Origin of the sequence: Flavobacterium aurantiibacter (assembly GCF_002251775.1) — a bacterium.
Taxonomy (GTDB): Bacteria; Bacteroidota; Bacteroidia; order Flavobacteriales; family Flavobacteriaceae; genus Flavobacterium; species Flavobacterium aurantiibacter.
Genome location: NZ_NOXX01000003.1, coordinates 1 through 1,319 on the forward strand (window position 1 = coordinate 1; position 1,319 = coordinate 1,319).

Annotated in this window: 2 protein-coding genes; both read right to left on the reverse strand. The window is 30.5% G+C overall.

Annotated features, from left to right (window positions below):
- Positions 1-165: 165 nt before the first annotated feature.
- On the reverse strand, positions 166-744 hold the full coding sequence (locus CHX27_RS00025) for a hypothetical protein (protein ID WP_094484756.1): 579 nt from the start codon (positions 742-744) through the stop codon (positions 166-168).
- On the reverse strand, positions 734-1,319 hold a 586-nt coding region (locus CHX27_RS00030; protein WP_207758893.1), incomplete at its 5' end, for a hypothetical protein. The genes CHX27_RS00025 and CHX27_RS00030, both read right to left, overlap by 11 nt.

The following is a 1,319-nucleotide window of genomic DNA, read 5'->3' on the forward strand; positions in this document are numbered from 1 at the left end:
AGGCTGGCTTACTTGACCCAAATTGTTTGAGATGTAAGTACTTGAACACAGGTGGTCAGGGTGGAAGTAGAAGGCGAGAAGACGTGGTGGCGAGTTCAATAGGACCGTTATTTATTTGAAAATTACTTCTACTAACATTAATAGATTTTCTAAGTTCTTCAATTGTTAGTTTCTTTCAATTTTTATAGGTAAATTTCCAATTAGTGACGTTACATTTTCGTTTTGTAGTTTAAAAAATTGTATGTCAGATTTCTCCTGGCAATAATACATTTCACAACGATTAATCAAATTGGCGGCTTTTTGACTTAAAAGTAAACTGTCTTTTTTGAAATTGAGTTTATTAAAAAATGCCTCATCTAAACCAAATAGATTTTTGTGTTCTCTTATTTCTAATGTTCCAATAATTGTGATTTCTTCGTTGGGTTTAAGAAAATTAATATTGTTACTGTAAAATAAATATTTTTTATTATTTAACGTATCCAATAAATACAATTTGGATTTGATGTCGTCATATTCATTCCCTTTTGATGCAAAAAAAACTTCTCTGTCTGTTAAATTTTTGACTTTAAAAGCTAAATTTAAAATCGGAGGGCTTTTCGCATCTGCATTTTCAGGTAAAGATAAATAAAGTTGATACGACTGATAATGGATTAAGAGCTCTTGATCATTTTGATTTTTACAGCTTGCAAAACATAAGAATATAAATATACATATCGTTTGCGGTATCATTGATTTAATTGCCATATTCTTTATTTTTCTTAACGATATTTGCCCTGTAATCGCCACTTGCATATTTAAAATTGGGTGTGTTTTGCTGCATTTCATATATTGCTTTGTGTTCATAGAATTTAAAAGATTGGTTTGTTCGGTCTACGTCTATTTTCAATTTTGCGCCACCACCATGTCCGTGAAATTCATGTTCAAAAAGAGAAAAAATGTTTGGTGCAGTATTTAAATCATTTCGAAGATCAAAATTCATTGTTATCAATGATTGATTATTTCCATAACGCTCATGTTCTCCGTAAGTATCTATTGATAAAGCCGCAGCATCGCTACTAGTAGCTAAGCCAAGCATCAAGGATGATGTTTCAACTCTTCCACGTGCTAAATCACTGCTTGGATCTTTTTTGTAAAAGTGTTCATTAAGGGTTTTTATAATATGATTACTAATTTTATTAAATAGTAACATGTTTTTGGGTGTACTCGCAAGTTTACTTATTCCGGTACTGTTTTCTTTTTTAATTGCGATACTATGTTCAATAACTCCATTTTTAGATTCAGCTTTCAATTCATTGAATTTTTTCTCATCCATTATCAAA

Bases quoted from the DNA above. Each gene is read 5' to 3' on its own strand.
- CHX27_RS00025 (WP_094484756.1), bottom strand. From the start codon at position 744: ATGGCAATTAAATCAATGATACCGCAAACGATATGTATATTTATATTC.